The sequence below is a fragment of the Weizmannia sp. FSL W8-1119 genome (assembly GCF_038008605.1).
Taxonomy (GTDB): Bacteria; Bacillota; Bacilli; order Bacillales; family Bacillaceae_C; genus Weizmannia; species Weizmannia coagulans.
In genome coordinates, this window is the sequence record NZ_JBBOZL010000001.1 from 392,774 (window position 1) to 411,704 (window position 18,931).

The following is an 18,931-nucleotide window of genomic DNA, read 5'->3' on the forward strand; positions in this document are numbered from 1 at the left end:
TATTTTTTAAGGGGGACAGGCCAATTTCATTGAAAAAATAAACCGAAAGTCGCAAAGTGTGAAAAAATCTCTTTTGGCAAATGCCGGGAATCATCCTCCCAGCGTTGAATTGGAAGAAACCCCATTAAGAAAAACAAGAATGCATCAGTGATCATTAGCCAGTCATTAGACTAAAAGACGGTGAACGCAATAAATGACAGCGTTCACCGTCTGTAACTTTTTGGATAGTCTTCACGATAGAGCTTACTTCGATTTTGGCTATGTCAAATCATAAAGGGTAACGCCATCAACTGTTTTTGATTTAAAGTTCTTTTGAACCCAACTGGTGATCGATGAGCTTGTATTGGAACCTCTGCCCATGGCGCCATTTGGGGCATTGTTTTCAACCTTTTTGCCATTTGTATTGCCATCTTGCAAGGTTTTGGCCATTTGTTTCATATTGCCGAACGAGCCTCTTCCATTATTGATAAAGTAGTGGATCTTCCCTTGGCGGACATATTTTTTAAACGCGGAAAGGGTCGGGGCCGGGTCACTTCCTGTAAAACCGCCGATGTCCATCACGGGTTGATCTGTTGCAAGCTGATAAGTCGCCGGAGATGCGCACTTACCGTTGCAGCGACCCAAGTGTATGTTGAAGCACCTTTTTGTAACAACTTCACAATCTTTTTACTTTTGGATTCAGACCTTCCAGGAAATCCACCCTGTGTCTTTGGGGTTTATTACAGAAACTTAGTCTAGAGGGCTTCTTTTAAATTTTTCTTAATTTCGCCTGAATGTTTCGGTAGGGGGGGACAGACCGAATTTTGCCGCAAGATTTATAGATTGGTGTGGAGGCGAAAAAGCGATCCTTAACTCCTGATCATGCTAAGCATGGCGTTATCGCAATTTGATTTGGATGTCCAGCGGATGCCGGCTTCGTGATTAGATAGCTGAATCGTTGATGAATCGGTATTAATGGAAACAGGGACAGCGGGGATTGCAAAAACGGCCGGCTTGTCCACCCAATCATTTAATGGGCATTTTAATGATAAGAAAACCCTAAAAACAAAACCGGGAGCACAATGCGTACCCCCGGTTTTGTTCCGGCTCTCATGATAAAGCTGTATAAGGCAGCATTCCCTTTTTCCGTGCAACTTTCGAGCATGTGAGGGGGGCATGGAAAACGGACTTTAAATGCCGAAGATGTTTTTTGCAAGAAAAAAGTGCAGAGTATTGCAGTATATAAATTCGTTTATACCGCATAAAAATTCAATCTGAATTCTCGCTATTAAGGGCTTGACATGGAGCCTCTGCAGCCATGATTCTTTTGCCAAGCGGCCAGCTGTAACAGATTTGGCAAACCCAAACAGGTTATCATGGCTACCCCTCCATGTAAAGCCCCTCTGCATAACCATTTGCATAGAAATTTTGCACATCTCTGCACTTTAATTTTGCAATAAACACCCCCATATGCCTTCCTCCATTGTTTTTTCTTAACCAAAGTATGTTTTTAAACGATAAAGGTTACCGATTTCTGCAATGGTACATACGATATATCAACGAGCCAACTGTTTGGATGGCAAGGGAGGGGTTAGAGTGGATCAGGAATATACTTACCTGAATGGCTTGGCAGAACTGGGAGTCGGCGGAGCGCATCCAGGCGGTTTCAAGCTGACACAGGATATATTATCGGCTGAACATATAGGGAAAAAAACAACAGTGCTTGATGCGGGCTGCGGCACCGGCCAGACTGCTGCATACGTCGCGCAGCAGTACGGATGCCAAGTGACAGGGCTGGATCATCATCAATTGATGGTGGAAAAAGCCAGAAAAAGAGTCCGGCCATTAGGTTTGCCGGTACAAATTGTGCACGGGAATACAGAGGCTCTCCCGTTTGCAGACAGGCAATTTGATTTGGTATTGTCAGAGTCGGTGATCGTTTTTACCGATATGCCCACAACGGTTCAGGAATTCCGGCAGGTGCTGAAGCCCGGGGGATGTTTAATTGCGATTGAAATGGTTTTGGAACAACCTGTTTCGCCCCAAAAACTGGCACACATCAAAGATTTTTATGGCGTATCCCAAATTTTAACCGAGGAACAGTGGGTGCAGCTTTTTCAGAAAGCAGGGTTTCCATCCATCCATTCTGAAAAAAATGATTTGCAATTTGGAGTCCAAAATGTCCCTGATAATCCGGAGACATTAATGTTTCCCTGAACTGGAGGAATGGGCGATGAATGAGCAGGAGGGACTCGAAACAATCAAAGAAAACCCCGAATTTTAAATAAAACCTACCTTGAAGGTGCCCTTCTTTCTGATTTGCAGTGAGCAGAAAAAAGCATCCCCACCCCGTTGCCGGTTATGGGGACGCTTTTTGTTTAAAGAAATTTATTTGCTTTTAACCGCCTTGGCATTGATGTAACCTATCCATTTGCCTTTGTTGTCATAAAGGGACAGGTAGCTTAACCCATTTATGTGGTAAAAAATGTACTTCGCCAAGTATGTTTTGTTTACGGCCCGGATATTTTTCTTCTGCCAGTTGAAGTTTTGATATACGGCGTAGTTCTTGCTGGTGACTTTGACATGTTTGCCGTATTGTATGGCAGCGCCTTGCTTGCCGCTTCCGGTTTTCACAGCTTTGGCGTTGATATAGCCTGCCCATTTGCCTTTGCCGTCATAAAGCGACAGGTAAGTGGATCCGTTGCTGTGATGGTATTGGACCTTGGCAAGATACGTTTTATTCACTGCAGTGACATTTTTCTTTTTCCAGTTGAAGTCTTGATATACGGCATAGTGCTTGTTTGTTACCGTTACATACTTACCGTATTGAAGTGCAGGGCCTTGTTTCGGCGTTGCCGCTTTTTTTGAGGGGATCCAGACGCCAAGATACCCTTTTACCTGGGCGTTTTGCGTCCCTTTTACATGAACGGTTAAAATGCCTTTGCTATCTGTGGACAGCTTTTCGTTATGAAATCCGGTTGCATCCTCAAATAGCTGGTTGGCATGCCGGGTACCCATGTCCACTTTAATAGTCGTATCGGTTTTCGGGTTATTTCCGATTACGGTTGCCACGCCGGTATTCCGGTCTTTTCCATAGCGGACGCTTGAGATTAGATCTTTTCCCGCCGTGCCGGAAGTGTTCGACTTATAGTTGGTTACTTGCTGGTTCCCATAGGCATAATTTTTGCGCACTTTCAACAATTTCACAATCGTATCATAATACGGCGTATGCTCGCTCATGTAAGAAGCATTCGTTTTGTACAAGTCGCCGTAAAAGACAGTCGGGACGGTATCTTTATTCGTCAAAATATATGCGTACTGGCTCGGCACATTGGATGGCGCATATGTTTTTACCGTTCTTTCCATGTCTTTTTCATAAATATCCAAAGCTTTTGCCTCTGTCTTTTTATCATACAGATCTTGGAAAGATTTCGGTGCGGATGTGCCGTAATGTATACCCGGCTTAATGCCGTACAGGTCCATCATGATTTTATTCACACGGTTCTTTTCCTGGTCATGATTATTCACAAATGACCAGTTAGGCGTTGCATTCGCCGTGCCTGCGCCTGCCCTGTTGACAACAGCGTTTGTAGCAATGGTTGACAGGCTGTTTGATGGCGAATTTTTGCCCAAAGCATTTTGCAAAGAATAGAACAGGGCATAATCCATCATTAACTGCGGATTCCCGTTTGCATTTTCAAAATTTGTCCCGGCACTTTCATAAGTCTCAATATAGCTTAAATGGTCGTTTAAATGGCTGCCAAAATGCTGTTTCATAACGTCACCTTCATCCAGCAGCACTTGCTTATCGTAATGGCTTGCCGCATCAATTCTGAAGCCGTCAAAGTGATACGTATCAAGCAGCCAGTTCATCCAGTGGATCTGTTCTTTTTGGACAGTTGGATTCCCGTTGTCTATGTCCAATCCTAACAGAAACTGGTTCTTCCCGCTGATCGTGTTGTTAAGGTTGTGAAAAGTTGTCCCATACTTGTTCACAAATAAAAATTGATCCTGGTTATCTGATCCGGAAATATCATTTTTAAACGACCTTTCTTCCGATCCGAAGCCGTACCCGGGCTGGGATGCAATATACGCATCTGTTAAACTTGCGATTTGCCCGTTGTCGCCGTTCAGTATATCGTCAACAGATGAATAGCCATGGCTTTTCATGTACTTTAAATAGCCGGGGTCATGCATTAACATCGGCTTCCAATAATTATCCGAAGTCGAAGCGTCTTTTGCAGCATACCAGCCGTCTACTGGCAAATAAGTATCAACTGTATTGATTTTATTTGCTGCTGCAGCTTCATCAAGCCAGCTTGGCAAGTGGTTTTTCGGGTTGTTTGGCCCAAAATAACGGTACGGCCAGCCCTTGCTGTCTTTCATCACGCGATCCATACCCTGCCCTTGTACGGAGGTACCGTTAAAATATTTTTTGTTCCATTCTTTGATATAGCCATATTTTGCCTGTCCTTCGCCGCCACCTTTTGTGTAAGCGAGATAAAGGTTGGCCCTGATTTGCGTTTGAAGTCCTGTTGTATAAGGATTTTTAAACAAATTTCCGTTTTGATCAACGCGTGTGACGTAAACTGCTTCCCTTTTGCTCAATCCGAGAACCTGGTTGGGCACAAGGTCTTCCTGTACTTTTAAACCATTTGCGTGAAGCACGGAAACCATACTTTTCAATTCATCGCTTGTCCCGTATTTGGTCGGCCGGGTGTTATTCGGCCCCTGGTTAAATTCACCGAGGTCATAACGGTCGGCAATGGCGTAGCCTTCCATGTAACGTGCCTTATTGAAAGAACGGTAAGCCGGCGGAAGCCATATATCCGTAATCCCCCAATCTTTCAATTCGTTGCCTTTCGTTGAAAGAATTTTGTACATATTGCTTTCATATGGCATGTACAGGCTAAAACTTTGGAAAATCACGCGGTTATCGAGCGATGTGCCGGATGTATAAGCCTTGGCAGATTTAGGAAAATAACTGACCGAGCCGGCAACCAACAATACAGAAAAGATCAATATTGATAATCTACTAAAAAATTTCTTTTCCAACATATCCGCCCCTTTTAAAAATAATGTTTCAATAGTAAAATATTACTGCATGATGGGAAAATATGCAATATCATCCTCACAAGTTTCACATAAAATTTTAATTTTTTTCATTTAAAAGGAACACCTTTGGAGGACGCAGGGAACCTTTGCAGGGGAAAATTTTGTATCCGGAGATGGCCTGAAAAAGAAAGGATAAAAAAGGAAATTTGAAGATATGTGTCGAATGTAACACATGTTTGTTTTTGAGGGAATGGGCAACAGAGGTTCCACTCCCTTCAGCAATAAAGTGAATCACACATTTTATAAAACTTATGAATACATCATCCCGGTTCAACTGATCTGTGCGTATGTTCCGCAGTTAAAAGGGATCGACCCAAGTACGCCAAAAGACAAGGATTTCCATAGAAAACTGGGGAGCAAGAAACTGGACCGGTGATTTGTTCAAGTTTTCCTTTTAAGAAAAAATAGCGGCATAACGCCGCTATTTTTTTGATTTCAAGTCTGCAGATCTATGCTTCCTTCACAAGGTTAATGGTTTCGGATCTTCATCACAGCTTAAATGTAAGCGCTCTATAAGGTTGTGATGAAGTTGGTTGGGGGCCGAACGTAAATGACTAAAAATAAGTTCATTGGCTGACAACTGCATCTTGTTCAATTATAATGGAATAAAGATTCCTAAAAGGTGAAACGATGTGCTTAATGGATGTTACAAATTGGAAAGTAGATGAAAAAAGGCAGGTTTCAGGAACAAGAGAGAAATATTGGTTAGTTCATCCGGAGACTGGCCAACATTTTCTATTGAAAATTCCCAAGGAAAACACGGGAGAAGCTTGGGCGGAGAAAGTAGCATCTGACGTGGGGAGAGCAATCGGCCTCTCCACAATGGATGTGCAACTGGCTAAGAAAAATGGAAAAGTTGCCACACTGGCGAAAAATTTTATAAGCAAACAAGAAGAGCTATTTGAAGGTGGAGATTTATTTTTCAATATCGCAGAGGATTTTGACAGATATAGTCTTAAGCATTACCACTTTTTTAATATTATGCGTGTTCTGTCAGAATTTAAATTGAACCGTGATTTCATTGGAATTATTGTATTTGACGCCTTAATTGGAAATCAGGATAGACATTGTGACAATTGGGGAATTATATATGATAATAATGAGTATAGAATCGCCCCTGTTTATGATAATGGCGCTTCTCTAGGATTTCAATTGAAAGAAAACAGAATCCGTCTAATGGACAAAGATTGCAATATGTTTAAAGCTTTTAGCAATCGTAGTTATTCCTTGATAGGCTTGCCTGAAAAAAAGAAGCCGCGCTTTCTTGATTTATTAACAGTGATCAAACAATATTATCCTTTAGAGACCAAAGAATCGATAAATTCATTAAATAAAATAAACTTGCAGATGCTTCAGGAAATCGTAGACTCCATACCGGAAAAAGTGATGGGACCTGTATACAAAAAGTGGGTAAAAAAGTTACTCCTCTATCGTAAAGAATGGCTCTTGAACTGGTACAAAGGAGGTGCTTGAATGCAAAAAAATCCATGTGTCTTATGGCTGATCTGGCAAAATCAGAAGACAAGGCAGCGTTATCATATTGGCAATTTATTTCATGAAAATGGAAAATACATTTTTTTATATGAATTAAGCGGGAAGCGCAGAACCTTAAAAGAGGCTTTGGAAAATGGATATAAACCGCATCTGTCATTTCGTAATCTAAATAAGACATACGTTTCTGATCGCTTATTTGGACCATTTGAACGGCGGTTACCGGATAAAAGGAGACCGGATTTTGATAAGATTTTAAAAAATTATGGGCTGCCTCCGGATTATACAGAAATGGATTTATTGCGGGCTACTGGTGGACGGCTGGCTACTGATCCGTATGAATTTGTTGCCCCGATTCGTGTTTTTGAAGACCGGTTTAATTTTGACTTTTATATCGCGGGGTGGCGCTACTATGACGGAGAAAAAGTAATTAATCAGTTGAAAGAAGGCGCGGCTGTGCGTTTTCAATTGGAGCCTTCAAACAAGGAAGATGAAAAAGCTGTAATCGTTTTGTCAGAAAAAGGGGAATATAAATTAGGATATATTCCGGCTTTCTATAGTGGCTTTATGTATGAGATGATTGAAGAACATTTCGTTTATGAAGCAAGAATTGAAAAAGTGAGCCCTATGGCAAGGCCGCAATCAAAGGTAAGTATTTCAGTTACCGGATGTTTGGCGAACGGTTTTTTCGTAAAAAATGGCGAAAATGTTGAATCAGTACATGTGCTTGTTTAAAAACAGCTTACTCTGTATAATCGTTTCCCGTATACATTACTAGGAAATGGTGTTTCTGGATTGAGCCGGAAGATGGGTATTCTTGGCGGTGTGTCTAGCCGTTAGCCTTATTGATTCACCATAGCATGAACTTCTGCAACTGAATGCATTCCGTGAAGTGACATGCATATGGCCTGTTATCATGAGAATGAATCGATCGGCTGTGTGCTCCATGCCCATCCAAAGGAATCTTTCGTTTTTGCGACTTTGGGAATGGATATGCCGAATTTAACTGAGGCTACACAAAAGCTCGGAAAAATCCCAACGTTGGAATACCGCCCGGCAACAACAGTAGAACTGGCAGAAACTGTCCGAAAGCACATTATCTCGTTAGGGGAAAAAGTAACACCGGCAGCCATGCTGCTCAATAGGCATGGTATCCTGATTACAGATGAAACCCTGCACAAAGCCTATGATATGCTTGAGAGAATTGAGTATAACGCATATGTTGCAAGCAAAGCCCTTGTCTTTGAAAAATTGGGCATCGCCGCAATCCCTGATGAGGTCTCTGCTCATTAAGACTGGACCATGCCCAAACAAAACAAAAATCGAAAATCAGCTCTTCCTATGGCAGCTGGCAGGCGATCCATAGGGAGAGCTTTTTATATGAGTATCGTAACACATAAAGGGGAGGAGCGGAACATTATCTAATTGGTTTTTTGGTAAGTATGTACTCGAAGTCGAAGGGGTAGATGAATGGAAAAAAAGGAAGACACTCTACTGTACACCGTGAAATGAACATCTAGAGAGAGGTCTTCCCATGGATATAATATCACGAATTGCTGGATTTGGAAAGGATACAAAGAGTCTTATCGAATTTGAAGAACATTCTGATCCAGGAGACTCTGGAATGGGGAAAATGAGAAAACTGCCAAAGATGGATCTTTGGCAGTTTTTTAGCAGAGGATTCAATTGTTATCCAATCCGAGCGAGATATTGGGCAAGGGAGCCTCGTCAGATTCGTCAATCGTTGTTTCACGATGATCTATGGGTTTGTTCTTTCATAATATGATCTAATCGGGATAACCCTTTTTCTGCAGTATGCATCATCTCGTCAAACAATTCCTGCACTGTCGGAATCGTATGAATAAGGCCGACGACCTGTCCGGCCCAAGCATAACCTTTTTCTTCATTCCCGTCATAAATATAGTTGCAATTTGCGCTACCGCTAATCATCTCTTTCAGGCCTTCGTAGGATGCCCCTTCCTGTTCACGTTCCATAATATTCAAGGCAAAGCGGTTTTTCAAGACCCGGCCCGGTGCCCCTAATGTTCTCTTAATCACTACTGTATCCGTTTCTTTTGCATGCACGATTGTTTGTTGATATTTCTCGTGTGCATGAATACATTCTTTGGTGGCAATAAAACGGGTCCCCATTTGAATTCCTTCTGCGCCAAGAGCAAGGGCAGCCAATAATCCACGCCCGTCCCCAATGCCCCCGCCGGCGATTACAGGAACGGATACTTCGTCTGCAACCCGGGGAATGAGCACCATGCCGCCAATGTCGTCCCGGCCTAAATGGCCCCCGCCTTCCTGCCCGACGGCGATCACTGCGTCTGCACCCAATTGTTCAGCTTTTTGTGCTTGTCTGGTTCCAGCCACAAGCACAAGTGTACGAATGTTTTCTCCTTTTATCCTTTCGAAGACCGGTTGCGGGTTACCGCCACTGATGGAAATGGCTGGAACCTTTTCTTCAATGGCCACTTCAAGCAACTCCTCGTACCGGCCGTTATACCTTGCGATTGCAAAGTTTACACCGAAGGGCTTCCCGGTTAATTTTCGTACTTTGTGAATTGCATTGCGAAGTTTTTCAGGTGTTCGCAGCGTCGCGGCAGTGATTTGCCCCAGGCCGCCCGCATTGGAAACAGCAGCAGCTAATTCCGCATATCCGAGATAAGCAAGGCCTCCTTGGATAATGGGGTATTTTATTTTTAATATCTCCGTAATGCGAGTTCTCATTTTTACCGGCCCCTATTTGACTGAATTCCTTTTTTCTTCGTTAAGTGATAGCTTTGCCTTATCATATCACAGATTTCTTCCTCCGGGACGGTGCCGTCAAGAATAACGGAATTCCAATGTTCTTTGTTCAGATGGTATGCCGGAACAACAGCGTGGTATTTCCGCGATAAAAGTCCAGCCAGCCGTTTTCACCTTTCACATTGATCCAAATATGGCCGTTTCTTTCAAAAATCCAGGCAAAGACTTTTTTATTTTTTTTGTGGCGCATTAATGTCCAATTCTTATCTTTAAAGGGGTAATCTTCATACGTGTTTTCCAGTTTTAAACAGTAATGGATAGCGTCCTCTCTTGTTTTCATTTATGATGCTCCTTCAACATGCCGCTTGCTATTTATATTATATAAAAATATTTAGGGTGCCGTCAGTTTTTCCAGTTCTCATATCTCTCGCTTTCTTAACGAGACTTGGGATCTGTTAAGGAAGGATGCTGTTTATTCGTGTTTTCTTAATGCAGGCGCGGTCTATGTTGTGGAAGGGCGTCATTTTTTCTCACTTTCTTAACGTAAGCGTGCTTTATGTTGGTTCCAAATGGCGAAATTTTTCAACGTTCATGCTTCCTTTATCGTATTGTTGTTATTTTATTTTCCTTTGCGTCACGATTCCTAATACAATCGGAATTCCGATGCCAATGATTATGATGGGTAAAAACCATTTACCAAAACCGTTATCCCATCCCATTGCAATCCCAATGGACTCCAATAAGATGAGGGCAAAGAAAATCAGACAGATATTTTTCAATTGATTTAGCAGTTTCCGGCTATGCACATAAAATTGTTTTGCATTCAATGCATTTAATCGTTCAGGATAATTATAAATATGAGGGAATTTTTCCAAAACCTGCATCAATAGCGCAAGGATTGCCCCCACGCCGGGTAAAATCAAAAGTTCCCATTTTGATCCCCAACGATCAACTCTACCGGCGGCATCATAATGTCCGGGGACTTTTTCCGGAAGTTTTCCCCAAACGCTGGCCAGAAAAATAATCGACCCAAGGAAAAATAAATAGCCAATGATGTCCCAAAACCATTTGCTTTTTGTCTTGGGAATTTTCAATTTGGGCCGCTTCCGGGAGTTTGGCATGCCATTTCCCCTCCAATCCAGTTTAAAAATTTTTTGTATACGACAGCGTCTCCAAGTGCAAGCTTTTTTACATTCCATGCCATCTTTATTTATATACGACAAAAGTAGCCAAATTTCTTATCAAATTTGAAATTGGTTTTTTTATCCGGACTTCTCTCTAGAGCGGGTTGTGTATGGTAAACTAATGATGTCTTTGCCACTTTGAAAGGGGCTCCAGTTTTTTCACCATTTGAGTCCATATGGAAAGAAGGAGAATAAAATTTGAAAATTAACCGGACGGGCGCATGGTTTCTGCTATTATTCTTCATGCTCTTTTGCAGCGGTTGCGGCCAAACCCAACCCGCTAACAGCCAGCCGGCAAAAGAAAAGCAGGTTCAGCAGGTAAGCACGGAAAAATCAGAGAGTAAAGCAGACAGCAAAACTGTTAACAAGACAGACAGCCATCATAAAAGTACTGCATCACTTCCAAAAGGAAAACTAAAGGTTTATTTTTTTGACGTTGGGCAAGGGGACAGCATCCTCATCCAAACGCCAAAAGGAGAAAATGTGTTAATTGATGGCGGGAATAATGACAAAGGCGATGATGTTGTCCGGTATCTCCGCCAGCTGCATGTCAGCCAATTGGATGATGTGATTGCCACCCATCCGGATGCTGATCATATCGGGGGCCTGGATACGGTCCTGGAAAACTTAAAAGTAAAAAATGTATATGCGCCGCGGGTCGTGAATACAACCAGAACCTATGAAGATTTTTTGCTGGCCGTGAAAAATAGCAGGCTTAAAATCAAACAGGCAAAAGCGAATGTGGATCTGGGGCTGCAGGGGGCATCGATGAAGTTTGCCGCGCCTGTAAAAGATTATCACGAAGAGATGAATGACTGGTCGGCTGTTGCAAAACTCTCCTATGGGGAGAAGGGCACTTTTCTATTCACGGGAGATGCCCCCTTCCGTTCTGAAGAAGATATGATTGCAACGCACCAGGATCTTTCGTCTCAGGTATTAAAAGTGGGGCACCATGGTTCAAAGACTGCAACAAGCCAGGCGTTTTTGGATGCCGTAAAACCGAAGTACGCGATTATTTCGGTAGCGAAGGTTAATTCGTACGGCCTTCCAAGTGACGAGGTCATCAATCGCTTAAAGGCGAATCATATTCAAATTTTCCGGACAGACGAAATGAAGACCATTTTAGCGGTGACAGATGGGCATTCCATTGAATTCCAGCCGGTTCCGTCTTTAACGCCAAATCATTTGTCTTCGGAAGCGGGGAATGCAACGGCTTCCGGCAAGGCTGTTCCGCCAGCAAAGCAGCCGTCCCAGCGAACCACTTCTAATGGTACATTACAGGCGAAGGTTGATGATCAAACGCCCGAGCAGTATGGTAAAATTAATTTAATGGTTACAGGTTTGACAGGCGCGGCATATCAGGCAACTTTTCATTACAAAAGCAAGGACACCGTCTATCAGGGGACGGCAGGGACGCCGCTTCCGGTTCGGATCGGCAGAGCGGCTCCCGGCTATGAAGTGCGGATTGATATAAAAGCTGTTGTAAAAGGGAAAACATATACCACCCACACTTCTTTTACCCCGCAATAAAGGAGGCCGTTTTTGATGAAATATATTGTTGATCGGATCGAAGGGGAATTTGCTGTTTGTGAAAAAGATGACCGGACGACGGTGGATATCCGTCTGAGTGAGCTTCCATCCGGTGTCCATGCCGGGGACGTGATTATCGTTGAAGATGGAATACCGCGCATTGACAGGCAACTGACGAAGGAACGAAAAGCCCAAATCAAAAAATTGGCGGATGAACTATTTGAGTAGGCAGCAGGGGGGGAAGGATCTATCGGGATGCCGATTGGGCGTATAGCTATATCCAAATAGGGTTTGTACTGCCCAATTTTTATAATAAAGAAGTACACGGGAATCTATGTGTCCCATTAACTTTTACGATCTGCAAAGAAGGAGGATTGGTAAAGTACTGGAATGTGAAAAAAATAAGGGCATGCCCCGGCCGAGTGACCGGCTTTTAGGCACGCCCTTATTCCTATCATGATTATTTTGCTTTCACCGCTTTTGCGTTGATGTAACCAACCCATTTCCCTTTGCCATCGTACAGGGAAAGATAGGTGAGGCCATTGCTGTGATAATAGGCATACTTGGCAAGGTAGGTTTTATTGGCAGCTTTGACATTTTTCTTTTTCCAGTTAAAGTTCTGGTATACAGCATATTTGCCGTTTGTCACTGTGACATACTTGCTGTAAGGAATTCCGGCACCTTGCTTACCTTGTCCGGTTTTTACAGCATGCGCGTTGATATATCCGGCCCACTTTCCTTTGGCATCATAAAGTGAAAGATAAGTTGAGCCATTTGTATGATGATAGGCATATTTGGCAAGGTAGGTTTTATTGGCAACTTTGACATTTTTCTTTTTCCAGTTAAAGTTCTGGTATACAGCATACTTGCCGTTTGTCACTGTGACATACTTGCTGTAAGGAATTCCGGCACCTTGCTTGCCTTGACCGGTTTTTACAGCATACGCGTTGATATATCCGGCCCACTTTCCTTTGGCATCATAAAGTGAAAGATAAGTTGAGCCATTTGTATGATGATAGGCATATTTGGCAAGGTAGGTTTTATTGGCAACTTTGACATTTTTCTTTTTCCAGTTAAAGTTCTGGTATACAGCATACTTGCTGTTTGTTACTGTCACGTACTTGCCATAATTTATGGCATTCCCTTGTTTGCTGGTCAGGTCATATTTTACAGTCACCATTTTCACGCCGGCAGTATTAGCCTTCAAGCTGTAGCTGTACGATTTTGAAGACGGGGTATAGTGATTTACTTTTGGTAAAGACACTTTTGCGGTGTTGCCGACAGTTGTTCTAACAATTGTATTTGGTGTAATCGGTTCACCCGTTTTCGCATCTACATACTTGATTACTGTGGTTTGTCTGGATACATCGTTGACAGCATCCCTATAAAACTTCAGTGACTGCAAAGCATAGCCGCGGTCATCAAATAGCCCCTGGTTATCCCAAGATGTACCGCCCCAGGCAGGATTGCCGTTGTAATACATTTTGCTGTCTGGGAAATAACCGACAGCACCTGAGCTGGCCCAGCCTGTCCCGTATTTTTCAGCAGCATCTTTATTCGCCTTCCAATTATCCCAGCCAGCGTAAACCGGAATCCAGGCCGGCTCCCAGTAGAATGCCCCGAGGCCGTTTTGCTGGCTCATCAGTGTACTGTATAAACTTGTCAGTGCGTCTACCTGGCCTTGTGGGCCTACCGGGAAAGCATTTGTGTTTTGCCAATTGCTTTGCTCTTCGCCGATTGAATTTGGTGTCCCGTCAGCATCTTTCAAGCTGTTTACCCAAGCTGTTTCCATCACGGCAAACAGTTTGCCGTAGCTGGCGGCCAGTTTTTCCACCTTCGTTAAGGTTTCTGGTGTGTTGGCTTTTGCCGTTACAGACCAGTATGGATAGTATGACGATCCAAGCACATCATAGTCGACACCATCACGTTTCCATGCATTCATAATGTCTGTATACTTTTGCACATCCGGTGTTTCAATGTGTAAAGTGACTAAAGCGTTCGGTACAGTATCGCGAACAGCTTTGATGCCGGATTTGATATAACTGTCAACCCGGGCTGATTTTGTTTTATTATTCCAAATGCCGGTGTATGATTCTCCTGCGTCACGGTTCGTCGTTACGCCCATCATGCCGTTGGTGATCTCATTGCCGACCTGCACCATCCCAACATCCGCGCCTGCGTTCTGGAATTTTTTAATGGTGCCGCTTGTAAAACCGTAAACATCTTTCTGTAACTGGGCGTCACTGTGCCCCCGCCATGCTTTCGGCAAAATTTGCTGCGCCGGGTCTGCCCAGAAATCCGAGTAGTGAAAGTCCAGCAAGATTTTCATCCCGTATTGGGCAGCTTCCTTGGCAATCGCCAGTTCGTGTTCAACGTCACACTGCCCGCCGCCGTAAATTGCGCCAGTTGAACTTTTTGGATCGTTCCAAATCCGTAATCTGATATAGTTCACGCCGTTATCATGGAGAATTTTTAAGAGGCTTTCCCGATTGCCGCTAAAGTCGTAATATTTTACGCCGGCTTCTTTCAGCGCTTCATAAGATGAGATATCCACCCCGCGAATCGTATCGGAGGACATATTTGTTAACTTGTTAATTGTAACAGTCTGTGCTTTTAAGCCGGTGTCCGTCCCGGTTTCAAACGGGTCTGATTGTGGAGCAGGGGCCGTTGTGCCTGTATTGCCACTCGTGTTATCACTGCTGCCATCATCTGTACCGGTTAATAACTGCTTAAAAGCTGTGAGCGATTGGAGCGGATTGCCCAAGTCATCAAATAATGCCTGGTTATCCACTGAACTCGCGCCTGCCCATTGATCGGCGCCATCAACATATCCGGCTGCCGCCGTTGTTGCCCAGCCTGTCCCGTATTTTTCAGCTGCGTCTTTATTGTGCTGCCAGTGGGTGCCACTATTGCCGGCTTCCACTGCAATCCACACAGCATTGTCGTAAAATGCACCGCAGTCAGCAGTGTTATTTCCATCTGCCGTGATTGCGCTGTAAAGATTGTGCAGATAAGTTGCCTGGCCTTGGGGGCTGACTTCGCCAATTCCATTTTTCAGAATGTCGGAAGCTGTTGACCCGTTGCTTTCCCCGTCTGAATCCTGGTCTGTAAAGGGATAGCTGACACTTAATACTGCGAATTTTTTGCCGGCTTGTTTTGCCGCTTCCATGGCCCCTTTGATATCAGAAATTGCATCCCATGCCGCATATACATTGGCACCCAAAATATCATAATCCACATTTGCACTTTTTAGGTTGTTCGCAATGGTTGTAAACCAGTTTGAACCAGGCCCGGCATAGGCCAATGCAATTTGGATGCTACTGTCAAATGACCGGATTTCTTTCGTTACAGCCGCCAAAATATCGTTGCCGGTTGCCATGTCCTGGCTCAAAAAATTTTGGGCTAAGTTGCTTCCCACTGTAACCATATCAGGTGTTACTTTGTTGCTTTTTAATTTGTTCAAGGATTCGCTTATATAGCGAACAGCCGTATCTTTTAAGTTATCCGTTGCCCATCCTTTGGGAAGCTTCTGGTTATTTTTGCTTGTGTAAAAATCTGAGAATAAGAAATTAATATTGACTTTCAATCCTGCTGACTTGGCTGCCTGTGCAGTTTTAACGGCGTTTTCGAGCGTCGGGTTCCCGCCGCCGTATGATTTGCCTTCATCATTTGCAGGATTCACGGCAACTTTAAGATTGACATAATTGGCGCCGGAATCTTTTAATAGATTCATAAAGCCTTCTTCATCGAGCGAACGGCCATTAAAGTCTTTGTATTTTACCCCGGCGGCCAGTTCTGCTTGATAGGGTGTTAAATCAATACCGCGGATGGTATCATCTGTTACAGTGGATACTTTACTGATTAAGGCAGGCAATTTAAAAGCGCCCGTATCTGTCCCGTTGCTGTAGGCCGCCGCAGTGTCTGAAGGTGTATCAGCAAGTGCGAATGGCACAGCTAAAGATGGGGCAAAAGAACCAGCCAGCAAAGCGAGCGTAGAACCAGCCACCAGTAAAGACCTTGTTACTTTCTTCATCAAACTTCCCCCTCATTTTTTTCACATACTATTAGATTATACTATAGTTTGGTTTGCGAAAAGAATGGTTAATCATTTTTTCTGCCTGCATTTATTGAGCTGAACAAGGGATGCAGGGAAGGCGTGCGGAAAACAAACGAAGATGGAAGGTGAATACAGATGCTTTGAAATTTTTAATCATCTTTGATAAACTACCGATGTATTCGCATTTATGGTGAGTACGATAAGGTATAAACGCTAACGCGAAATGGATGCGTTGTTTATATTTTGCTGTACTCAGTAAGTGCGTGGATTGAAATTGTGATTTGGAAATTTACGTTATTCTTGATTTTTTTACGTGTGTAGGCCAAACTGCCAGGGTATTGCTCCGACAGTTTGGCTTTTATTTGTTTCACTGCTATCAGTAGAGCGAATAGATCGTCAGCAGATTGGGAGTGAAAGTTCAAAATTAAAAGACATGTATGACCATTGAGTCGAAGGAAAAATGCTAACCAGATTTAAAAAACATCACTTTTTTGTGAACTTATTTCCTATTTATATGGGGTTAAAAATTATTTAAAGTTCAAATTTTTCGTTGCAGCATAAGAAAATTTGAACTATAATTAATATATATTTAAATTTCCAATTCACAGAAGATGATAAAAATCAGATACATTGCCCATTCATCTCAATCTGAAAGTCAAGAGCCACATTATTTGGACGAGCATATGAAAGGGACGTACTTTCAAGCAAGGCGTTTCAGCCATACGTTTGACCGATACGGGATCACGGCCATTGCTGCGATTGCACATGACTTGGGGAAAAAGTCTGGTGCGTTTGTACAATACTTAAAAGCAGACAAAAAAATTCGCGGGTCAGTCCAACATGCTATTGGCGGTGCGATTGCACTTCATGACATCATGCAACGGGGGGTGCAGGATGAACGGATGATCATGGCGGCAGCAATCGTAGCGGGGCATCATACAGGAATGCCGGATCTGAATACAGTGTTTGATGAAAAGATCCCTGACGCTCCGCAATATTTGAAAACGATTCCGGATTTGTCGCAAACGGAAATGCAAATCATTAAAGACATATTGAAGCGATTTCCGGGATTGCCGCTCGGAGGGAAATCTGATAGCAAATCTCCATTTGCATACAAAGAAATGCTGATGAGAATGTGTTTTTCTGCACTGGTAGATGCTGATTTCCTGGATACTGAACGATACTTTGATTATGGGAAGAGTATAAAACGGCAGGGAAAAGCATTCAGTATACATCAACTGGATGAACAATTACAGAACTACATGCTTGAGTTGCGGATGAAAGGCAAGGATAAAGAGATAAATAGATACAGAAATGAAGTATATACGGCTTGCAGAGAAGCGGCAAAACAGCCTTTGTTTTTCCGGGCGCTGGTGGTGCCGACCGGGCTGGGGAAAACGCTGGCTTCAATAGCTTTTGCACTTGAGCAGGCAAAACGGTTTAACAAAAAACGGGTGATTGTGGCATTGCCGTTTGTGAACATCATTGACCAGACAGCCCAAAAGTATCAAGAGGTGTTCGGAAAAGCATCTGTTTTGGAACAGCATTCCCAGCTAAGTTATACGGATGATAAAGATGAGGCAATGGAGCGGGCAAGGCTGGCAGCCGAAAACTGGGACTCGTTTCCGATTATCGTGACAACGACAGTGGAACTGTTCGAGAGTTTATTTTCAAACCGGACAAGCAAAGTGAGAAAGCTTCACCGTTTAGCAAACAGCGTCATCATTTTGGATGAGTTTCAAAAACTGCCCATCCATGTTCTTGCGCCAATTTTTCAAGCTCTGCACCTATTGATGGAACATTTTAATGTCACTGTCGTTCTGTGCAGTGCAACACCATTGTCTTTTGAAAATGCAAAATTGATAGGAAATATGGGTACTCCAATTGAAATCTGTAAAAATCGCAATCAACTGTTTGCAAGCATGAAACGGGTTGAATATACCCGGATTGAAAAGCCGCTAACTGTCTCAGAGCTTGTGGCCAGAATGAGAGAACACCCTGCTGCACTTTGTATCCTAAATACGAGGAAAGATGCTTTTCAGGTATATCGCGAAGCAATCAGCCAAAAGGTGAACGGACAGAAATTATATCATTTATCGAATCGGATGTGTCCTGACCACCGGAAAAAGGTGATCGAACAAATCAAAGAGGATTTAAAAAATGAAAAGTCCATCCTTGTAATCGCGACGTCATTGGTAGAAGCGGGAGTAGATTTTGATTTTCCGGCAGTGTTTCGCGCAATGGCCCCTTTGGACTCGATTGTCCAGGCTGCTGGAAGGAGCAATAGAGAAGGTAAACTGGAAAAGGGGGCAGTGTTTATTTTCGAATTGATTGGAGGGGGGATGCCTGGCGGAATGTACCGCAAAGGAACGGAGCAAACGAGGATTTTATTGGATCACTACAGCACCGCTGCATTGCATGATCCTTGGATTTTCGAAAAATATTTTCGGAGCTTGTACTCCTTCGGTGCAGACGATTTGCTGGATTCATATGGGATAACAAACCTTAAACCTTTTTCGTTTGAGACAGCGGACCGCTTGTTTCAAATGATTGATCAGAATACGGTGTCCATCCTTTGCAAAAATTACCAGGGTGAAGACGGACAGATTGAAAGATTAATCCGGATGTATAAAGAAGCGCCGTATTTAACAAAGGAATGGTATCGTGAAGCACAGTTATTTGCTGTAAATGAATATGTGGACAGCCGTTTTTTAAAAGAGAATCAAAATCAGCTAGAGAAGGTTTCGGAAGGTTGGTATATTTGGCACGGGGGTTATGACATGAAAACCGGGATTATGGATATGGACGAGAAAGGAGATTGACT

Annotated in this window: 11 protein-coding genes and 2 pseudogenes; 7 read left to right on the forward strand and 6 right to left on the reverse strand. The window is 43.2% G+C overall.

All coding sequences use genetic code 11. From position 1 onward, the window contains the following. Positions 1 to 258: 258 nt before the first annotated feature. The gene (locus NSQ19_RS01900) at positions 259 to 558 is read right to left on the reverse strand and encodes a glycosyltransferase (RefSeq protein ID WP_340703159.1); all 300 of its coding nucleotides are present in this window, start codon (positions 556 to 558) and stop codon (positions 259 to 261) included. A 1,017-nt stretch (positions 559 to 1,575) separates the two neighbouring features. On the opposite strand from NSQ19_RS01900, the gene NSQ19_RS01905 reads away from it, so the two are divergent. After that, positions 1,576 to 2,196 carry a class I SAM-dependent methyltransferase gene (locus tag NSQ19_RS01905; RefSeq protein ID WP_340702268.1) on the forward strand — a complete coding sequence of 207 codons (621 nt, stop codon included), beginning with the start codon at positions 1,576 to 1,578 and terminating at the stop codon, positions 2,194 to 2,196. Positions 2,197 to 2,367: 171 nt separating this feature from the next. Here the strand turns inward: NSQ19_RS01905 and NSQ19_RS01910 are convergent, their stop codons facing one another. Then, positions 2,368 to 5,034 carry a glycoside hydrolase family 70 protein gene (locus tag NSQ19_RS01910; RefSeq protein ID WP_340702269.1) on the reverse strand — a complete coding sequence of 889 codons (2,667 nt, stop codon included), beginning with the start codon at positions 5,032 to 5,034 and terminating at the stop codon, positions 2,368 to 2,370. A gap of 690 nt (positions 5,035 to 5,724) precedes the next feature. On the opposite strand from NSQ19_RS01910, the gene NSQ19_RS01915 reads away from it, so the two are divergent. From NSQ19_RS01915 to NSQ19_RS01925, 3 genes and pseudogenes are all read left to right on the forward strand, one after another. After that, entirely contained in the window at positions 5,725 to 6,567 is an 843-nt protein-coding gene (locus NSQ19_RS01915) for a HipA domain-containing protein (RefSeq protein WP_061566290.1), read from the forward strand. Further along, positions 6,568 to 7,320, forward strand: a complete 753-nt coding sequence (locus NSQ19_RS01920) for an HIRAN domain-containing protein (protein WP_017553302.1) — start codon at positions 6,568 to 6,570, stop codon at positions 7,318 to 7,320. Positions 7,321 to 7,479: 159 nt separating this feature from the next. Then, positions 7,480 to 7,878, forward strand: a pseudogene (locus NSQ19_RS01925) (class II aldolase/adducin family protein); the annotation flags it as partial. A 456-nt stretch (positions 7,879 to 8,334) separates the two neighbouring features. Here the strand turns inward: NSQ19_RS01925 and NSQ19_RS01930 are convergent. From NSQ19_RS01930 to NSQ19_RS01940, 3 genes and pseudogenes are all read right to left on the reverse strand, one after another. Next, a complete protein-coding gene (locus NSQ19_RS01930; protein WP_017553301.1) occupies positions 8,335 to 9,318 on the reverse strand; it encodes an NAD(P)H-dependent flavin oxidoreductase in 984 nt (327 codons plus the stop codon). A 2-nt stretch (positions 9,319 to 9,320) separates the two neighbouring features. Next, positions 9,321 to 9,676 (reverse strand): annotated as a pseudogene (locus NSQ19_RS01935) (MmcQ/YjbR family DNA-binding protein). 274 nt (positions 9,677 to 9,950) lie between these two features. Further along, positions 9,951 to 10,457, reverse strand: a complete 507-nt coding sequence (locus NSQ19_RS01940; protein WP_340702270.1) for a DUF1648 domain-containing protein — start codon at positions 10,455 to 10,457, stop codon at positions 9,951 to 9,953. 261 nt (positions 10,458 to 10,718) lie between these two features. Between NSQ19_RS01940 and NSQ19_RS01945 the strand changes: the two genes are divergently transcribed. Further along, positions 10,719 to 12,050 (forward strand): ComEC/Rec2 family competence protein, encoded by a 1,332-nt coding sequence (locus tag NSQ19_RS01945; protein ID WP_340702271.1) that lies wholly within the window; start codon positions 10,719 to 10,721, stop codon positions 12,048 to 12,050. Positions 12,051 to 12,065: 15 nt separating this feature from the next. After that, a complete protein-coding gene (locus tag NSQ19_RS01950) occupies positions 12,066 to 12,278 on the forward strand; it encodes a DUF3006 domain-containing protein (protein ID WP_340702272.1) in 213 nt (70 codons plus the stop codon). Positions 12,279 to 12,510: 232 nt separating this feature from the next. On the opposite strand, the gene NSQ19_RS01955 is transcribed toward NSQ19_RS01950, so the two are convergent. Then, a complete protein-coding gene (locus NSQ19_RS01955; RefSeq protein ID WP_340702273.1) occupies positions 12,511 to 16,083 on the reverse strand; it encodes a glycosyl hydrolase 53 family protein in 3,573 nt (1,190 codons plus the stop codon). Between the two features lie 695 nt (positions 16,084 to 16,778). On the opposite strand from NSQ19_RS01955, the gene cas3 reads away from it, so the two are divergent. Further along, entirely contained in the window at positions 16,779 to 18,929 is a 2,151-nt protein-coding gene (gene cas3, locus NSQ19_RS01960; protein ID WP_340702274.1) for a CRISPR-associated helicase Cas3', read from the forward strand. Positions 18,930 to 18,931: the final 2 nt, after the last annotated feature.

Bases quoted from the DNA above. Each gene is read 5' to 3' on its own strand.
- NSQ19_RS01955 (WP_340702273.1), bottom strand. From the start codon at position 16,083: ATGAAGAAAGTAACAAGGTCTTTACTGGTGGCTGGTTCTACGCTCGCT.
- NSQ19_RS01950 (WP_340702272.1), top strand. From the start codon at position 12,066: ATGAAATATATTGTTGATCGGATCGAAGGGGAATTTGCTGTTTGTGAA.
- NSQ19_RS01930 (WP_017553301.1), bottom strand. From the start codon at position 9,318: ATGAGAACTCGCATTACGGAGATATTAAAAATAAAATACCCCATTATC.
- NSQ19_RS01900 (WP_340703159.1), bottom strand. From the start codon at position 558: ATGGACATCGGCGGTTTTACAGGAAGTGACCCGGCCCCGACCCTTTCC.
- NSQ19_RS01940 (WP_340702270.1), bottom strand. From the start codon at position 10,457: ATGCCAAACTCCCGGAAGCGGCCCAAATTGAAAATTCCCAAGACAAAA.
- NSQ19_RS01915 (WP_061566290.1), top strand. From the start codon at position 5,725: ATGTGCTTAATGGATGTTACAAATTGGAAAGTAGATGAAAAAAGGCAG.
- NSQ19_RS01920 (WP_017553302.1), top strand. From the start codon at position 6,568: ATGCAAAAAAATCCATGTGTCTTATGGCTGATCTGGCAAAATCAGAAG.